Origin of the sequence: uncultured Campylobacter sp. (assembly GCF_938017615.1) — a bacterium.
GTDB lineage: Bacteria > Campylobacterota > Campylobacteria > Campylobacterales > Campylobacteraceae > Campylobacter_B.
The window spans coordinates 23,812-29,874 of record NZ_CALIJA010000029.1 but is presented as its reverse complement, the minus strand read 5'-3'; the positions used below and the strand labels follow the sequence as shown (position 1 = coordinate 29,874).

6 protein-coding genes are annotated in these 6,063 nt (G+C 46.5%); 5 read left to right on the top strand and 1 reads right to left on the bottom strand.

The window, feature by feature from the left end; genetic code table 11:
- Positions 1-72 precede the first annotated feature (72 nt).
- Entirely contained in the window at positions 73-846 is a 774-nt protein-coding gene (locus Q0620_RS01355) for a 3'(2'),5'-bisphosphate nucleotidase CysQ (protein WP_298782893.1), read from the top strand.
- Positions 847-909: 63 nt separating this feature from the next.
- Positions 910-1,302 (top strand): prepilin-type N-terminal cleavage/methylation domain-containing protein, encoded by a 393-nt coding sequence (locus Q0620_RS01350; RefSeq protein WP_297922065.1) that lies wholly within the window; start codon positions 910-912, stop codon positions 1,300-1,302.
- A gap of 19 nt (positions 1,303-1,321) precedes the next feature.
- Here Q0620_RS01350 and Q0620_RS01345 read toward each other — a convergent pair whose 3' ends face one another.
- On the bottom strand, positions 1,322-1,933 hold the full coding sequence (locus tag Q0620_RS01345; protein WP_298782892.1) for a disulfide bond formation protein B: 612 nt from the start codon (positions 1,931-1,933) through the stop codon (positions 1,322-1,324).
- Positions 1,934-2,029: 96 nt separating this feature from the next.
- Here Q0620_RS01345 and Q0620_RS01340 point away from each other — a divergent pair, with 96 nt between their 5' ends.
- From Q0620_RS01340 to Q0620_RS01330, 3 genes are all read left to right on the top strand, one after another.
- The gene (locus Q0620_RS01340) at positions 2,030-2,599 is read left to right on the top strand and encodes a TRAP transporter small permease subunit (RefSeq protein ID WP_298782891.1); all 570 of its coding nucleotides are present in this window, start codon (positions 2,030-2,032) and stop codon (positions 2,597-2,599) included.
- A gap of 93 nt (positions 2,600-2,692) precedes the next feature.
- Positions 2,693-4,054, top strand: a complete 1,362-nt coding sequence (locus Q0620_RS01335; RefSeq protein WP_005871492.1) for a TRAP transporter large permease subunit — start codon at positions 2,693-2,695, stop codon at positions 4,052-4,054.
- A 41-nt stretch (positions 4,055-4,095) separates the two neighbouring features.
- A complete protein-coding gene (locus tag Q0620_RS01330; protein WP_298782890.1) occupies positions 4,096-5,934 on the top strand; it encodes a biotin/lipoyl-containing protein in 1,839 nt (612 codons plus the stop codon).
- The last annotated feature ends 129 nt before the right edge of the window (positions 5,935-6,063 follow it).

The following is a 6,063-nucleotide window of genomic DNA, read 5'->3' as shown; positions in this document are numbered from 1 at the left end:
TTTTGCTTGCGTAAATTTATAGATTTGGAATTTTAAATTTGATAGAATCACCGTTAAATTTAAGGAGCGAAAGTGGGCTTGGATGAGCTTTTGGCGCTTGCAATAGATGCCGCAAAAAAGGCAAACGCCGCGATAATGCAAAATTACGACAAATTTGATGTTTTCGTCAAAGCGGACAAATCGCCGCTTACGAATGCCGATCTTGCGGCAAACGATGTGATAATGAGCACCCTGGAGCCTAGCGGCATCGCGATCTGCTCGGAAGAGTGCGTGCTGGATAGCAAGCGGCGCATGAGCGAGGAGAGATTTTGGCTGATAGATCCGCTGGACGGCACGAAGGAGTTTATCGCGCGCAACGGCGAGTTTTGCGTCTGCATCGCGTTGATCGAGCGTGGGCGCCCAATTTTAGCAGTGATCAGCATACCAATAAGCGGCGACATATATAGCTCAAATGGCGGCGGAGTCTATAAAAACGGCGCGCTGCTCGCTTGCCCCGCTAGTGCGCCGCAAATCTTCATGCACGGCCGCCATAGCAAATCCGAGAAATATCCGCAATTCGCGCAAAAATTTAAAATGCAGCTCGTGCGCAAAGGCTCTGCGATAAAATTTTGCATCTTAGCCGAGGGGGGTGCGAGCGCGTATGCGAGATTTAGCGATTGCTCGCTTTGGGACATCGCCGCGGGAGATTTTTTGCTGCATCAAAGCGGCGGAGCGGTAGTGGATCTAAAGACGATGAAGGCACCGCTCTATAACGGAAAAAGCCTGATAAATAACCATTATTTGGCGGTCGGCGCGAATGCGATGAAAAATTTATCTGAAATGTTAGAATTCGCAAAGAACTTTTAAGCTAAATTTATAGTAAACGTCTTATAATATAAGTCCAAAAATTTTTTATCAAAGGATAAAAACATGAAGGGCTTTACTATGATCGAATTAATTTTCGTGATCGTGATTTTAGGTGTTTTGGCGGCAATTGCCATTCCAAAACTAGCAGCTACGCGTGATGATGCGGAAGTCGTTAGAGCAGCGCAGAACGTATCTACATCACTGACTGATCTAATGGCTTATTATACTTCGCAAGGCGAGTATGATAATAGCACGACAGGTTTTAATAACATGACGAATGTTAAAAATCCTATTACCGCAAAGAATAAGGTTTGTGCTACATACACTGTCGATAGCAAAAATAAGGTTACTCTTAAAAAGAGTACAGATGGCCTATGTGCTCACGTATGGGAGATGCCGGGGTTAAAGAATATAAATGCTGTCTACTCATCCGACGCTTTATTGATTATTCAATAGAGCTTCTTTGGCGCGGGGACTATCTCTGCGCCTTTTTATTTATAAATCCAAGAAAAATTCCAATCATCCAAACAATTGCGAAAAATATAAAGATAAAGCTCCAAAATTGCGCCAGATCCACGCTTTTACTTGCTGGAAACAGATACCAGCCTCCGCTATAAAGCGCCGTTAGCTTAGCTTGCAGCCCCTCTAGCGTTACATCAGTTGGTACTGCCGGTATGTCGAATGCGCAGCTGTTAAACGGCTTAAAAATCGGCACCGCGCTTAGATCGAAATTTAAAAATTTCACCGCTCCGCCGCAGCCGCTTATCCCTCCCATTTCGCTGTCTTCGCGCAGTACGACGCGGATTTTGGCTAAATTTAACGACGAGGCAAATCCTAGCGCCGCGCCGTAAAACCACACCGCATATCCACAGATTGCGCCGTAAACGCTCTTGCCGCAAACCGCTAAAATCACCGTTCCTAGCGCTATGGCGCAAAGTGCTAATCTCACGTGAATACTAAAGCTTTCCGGATAGATAAAAAGGAATTTTTGCAAGAAAAAATATGAAAATGCTAGCCAAAAAATCGCCCAGATAGCGCAAAAGACGAGAAATCTTTTAGAGTATTTGTTTTGAAATTTTAAAATCATAAAAATCCTTTCCGTGCATAATTTTATAATAAATTGCAGATATTTTTGCTAAAATCCCAGCCTTTATAGCAAAAATTTCAAGCAAAGGGTAAAATTTTGAAGGGTTTTTTACGCAAATTAGAAAGAGCTTTTGATGCGTTCGCAAATATCTTAGGCGTATTAAGTATCGTATTTTTGGCGCTTTTAGTTATAGTTGTTTTTTACAATGTTGTGGCGCGTTATCTTTTTCCAGCCGCAAATTCCGTCGCTATGCAAGAACTTACGTGGTGGCTATATTCGGCGATGTTTTTATTCGGTGTGACCTATGCGCTTAAAGAAAACGCCCACGTTCGCGTGGATATTTTTTACGAAAAATTTAGTCCCACTGCAAAAGCGCTCATAAATATCTTAGGCACGATATTTTTCATTTTGCCATTCGTGGCGCTCGTGGCATTTTTTTCGATCGATTACGTGAGCGAGGCTTATACGAGCCATGAGGTCAGCGCCAATCCCGGCGGCATGCAGCATCTTTGGATCATCAAGTCCGCAATCACGCTTAGCTATGCGTTTTTATTTATCTACGCATTTGGATTTTTGACTAAAAATATTAATGCCTTGCTTGATGTTAGGGAAAACAAAGGCTCGGAATTTCTTAGTGGGAATTCTTCGGGCGCACAGAGTGTGTGAGGGCAGAATGAGCTTAAATTTAAAATTCTATAAATTTTACGCTTTTCGTTCTTGGGCGGAATTTTGCCATGGCAAGATAAAAGGTGGCGAGCTATGATAGGCATAGTGATGTTTGCGGCGGCACTTTTTATGCTGCTACTCGGTTTTCCCGTTGCGTTTACGTTCGGCGCCGTGGCGGTGATTTTTGGCTTTATCTACGGACTTAGTGAGGCATGGGATTATGCGCAAGGCTTTGAAATTTTAACCGAAGCTTTCGAGGATATGAGTAGGCAGTTTTTTTCACTGATGCCTAATAGAATTTACTCGATTATGGAAAATCAGCTGCTAATTTCGGTGCCGCTTTTTATTTTGATGGGTATGATTTTGCAAAAGACTCGCCTTGCGGAGCGTTTATTAGAGTCGATGGCATTTTTATTCGGCGGCGTACGAGGCGGCGTGGCGATCAGCACTGTTTTGGTAGGCGCGTTACTTGCGGCTACGACGGGCATCGTGGGTGCGACTGTCATCGCTATGGGCGTCATCAGCCTGCCCGTGATGATGAAATACGGCTACGATAAGCCCCTAGCTACCGGCACCATCGCTGCCGCAGGCACGCTTGGGCAGATTATCCCGCCCTCGATCGTGCTGATTATTTTAGGCGATATACTTTCGGTTTCTGTAGGCGATCTTTTCTCTGCAGCAGTTATTCCTGGGCTCGTGCTAGTGGGTTTTTACGTGATTTATATTGCGATTATTTCATATATTTGCAAAGATTATGCGCCGCCTGTTCCGCCGCTAGAGGGACTTAGCAAATCAAAGCAAATTTTTATCGCGCTTAAAAACGTCGTGCCGGTGCTTGTGCTGATTTTGCTAGTCTTGGGATCTATTTTTGCGGGCATCGCTACGCCTACGGAGAGCTCGTCGGTAGGCTGCTTGGGCGCGATAGCGCTAGCTGTTTTGTACCGCACGTTTTCGTTTAGGCTGATCTATGACGCGCTAAAAAATACCGCTAAAATTTCGGGCATGGTTTTTATGATTTTGATGGGCGCCACGGCATTTTCGATGATTTTTTCTTACACGGGCGGAGATGAGGTCGTAAAAAATTTTATGGAGAATCTGCCCGGTCAAGCATGGGGATTTATCGCGCTTACGATGGTAGTTATCATAGTACTTGGGTTTTTTCTCGATTATGTCGAAATTTCATATATCATTTTGCCAATACTTTTGCCGATAGTAGAGTCTTTGCATATCAATCCTGTGTGGTTTGCGATCTTAATCGCTGTAAATTTACAAACGTCGTTTATGACGCCGCCGTTTGGATTTTCGATATTTTTCTTAAAGGGTGTAACGCCTCCGCAAATCCATACCACGGATATTTACAAGGGCGTACTGCCTTTTATTTTATTGCAAATTCTAGTGCTATTAACGCTCGCAATCTTTCCGGGGGTTTTTGGTTTAAAAGCTTTTTTAGGCTAGAAATATTAAAATTCACGCTAAATTTAACCTAGGAGCTAAAAATGGCTAAAAAGCTTATCGACGTTATGGATACGACCTTTCGCGACGGATTTCAGTCGGTTTTCGGCGCGCGCGTGGCGATGGAGGACTTCCTGCCCGCCGTTAGCGCGGCCAAAGACGCCGGCATCACGCACTTCGAGTTCGGCGGCGGCGCGCGGTTTCAGAGCCTGTATTTTTACCTAAACGAAGATGCATTTGAGATGATGGATAAATTTAGAAGCATCGTGGGACCTGAGGCGAACCTGCAGACCCTTAGCCGCGGCGTAAATACCGTCACGCTTGATACCGGCAGCCGCGAGATCATCGATCTGCACGCCAAGCTTTTTGCCAAACATGGCACGACGACGATTAGAAATTTCGACGCGCTAAACGATGTGGAAAATTTAAAATTTAGTGGCGAGTGCATACATCGTCACGGCCTTAAACACGAAGTCGTGGTTACGATGATGGATCTGCCGCCGGGATGTAGCGGCGCACACGATGCGGCGTTTTATGAGAGAATTTTGCGTCAAATTTTAGACGCGCAGATCCCGTTCGACAGCGTCTGCTTCAAAGACGCAAGCGGTACCAGCAGCCCGCAGAAGGTCTATGAGACGATCAAGCGCGCGCGTAAAATTTTAGGCGACGGGGTGCATATCCGCTTGCACACACACGAGACGGCGGGAGTTAGCGTCGCATGCTATCAGGCTGCGCTCGTTGCGGGCGTGGACGGCATCGACCTTGCCGCGCATCCCGTAAGCGGCGGCACGAGCCAGCCGGACATCCTCACGCTACTGCACGCGACGAAGGGGCAGAATTTCGATCTGGGGCTAGACGCAGAGAAAATTTTAAAATACGAAGAGGTTTTGGGCGAGTGCTTGAAGGATTATTTTATGCCGCCCGAGGCTACGCAGGTAAGCCCGCTCATTCCGTTTTCGCCGATGCCGGGAGGCGCGCTTACAGCAAACACTCAGATGATGCGCGATAATAAAATTTTAGACAAATTCCCAGCCGTCATCAAGGCTATGCGCGAGGTCGTCGAAAAGGGCGGTTTCGGTACGAGCGTGACGCCGGTTAGCCAGTTTTATTTCCAGCAGGCGTTTAACAACGTAATGTTCGGTCCGTGGAAAAAGATCGCCGAGGGCTACGGCAAGATGGTGCTAGGCTATTTCGGCAAAACGCCCGTTAAACCCGACGAAGGCGTGATTAAGATGGCGGCGGAGCAGCTGGGACTACAGCCTACGACCAAACACGCCGTAGATATCGCCGATGCCGACGAGAGCAAGAGCGTCGCGTATGCGCAGAAGATTCTACGCGAACAGGGCATCGAGCCTAGTGAGGAGAACGTATTTATCGCGCTTGCGTGCAAAGAAAAGGGCATCGCGTTTTTAAAAGGCGAGGGCAAGGTGATGATCCGCAAAAAAGAGGACGTAGCACCTGCCGCAAGCCATCAAAGCGGTATTTCTAAAAATGGCAAATTTGACGTTAAGATTAACGGCAAAATTTACAGCGTAGAATTCGCCGGGCAAAACGTGCTCGTAAACGGCGATCGATACGACGTCAGCTTCGATACCTCAGCGCCCGCAAAGCCGCAGCCGCAAGGCTCCGCCGGCGAGCAGCCCACTGCTGACGCGCGAAGTGGTACGGACGATAACGATATAAAAGCGACGCTTCCTAGCAACGTATTTAAAATTTTAATAAAGGAAGGCGACGCTGTTAAGGCGGGGCAGAATGTCATCGTTCTTGAAGCGATGAAGATGGAGATAAATATCGAAAGCCCACGTGACGGCATAATCGATAAAATTTTGATCGCTCAAGGCGATACGGTCGATGCCGATCAGGTGCTCGCGATTTTAAGATAAGCTCTAAAATTTAGGCGGCGCTCCCGCCTAAATTTCATGGCGACAATCCTCGGTGCTTAAGCGAGCTCACCTAAATTTTAAGCTATAATAGCGCAATCTTTTATCAAAATTTAATTTAAAAAGGACGCA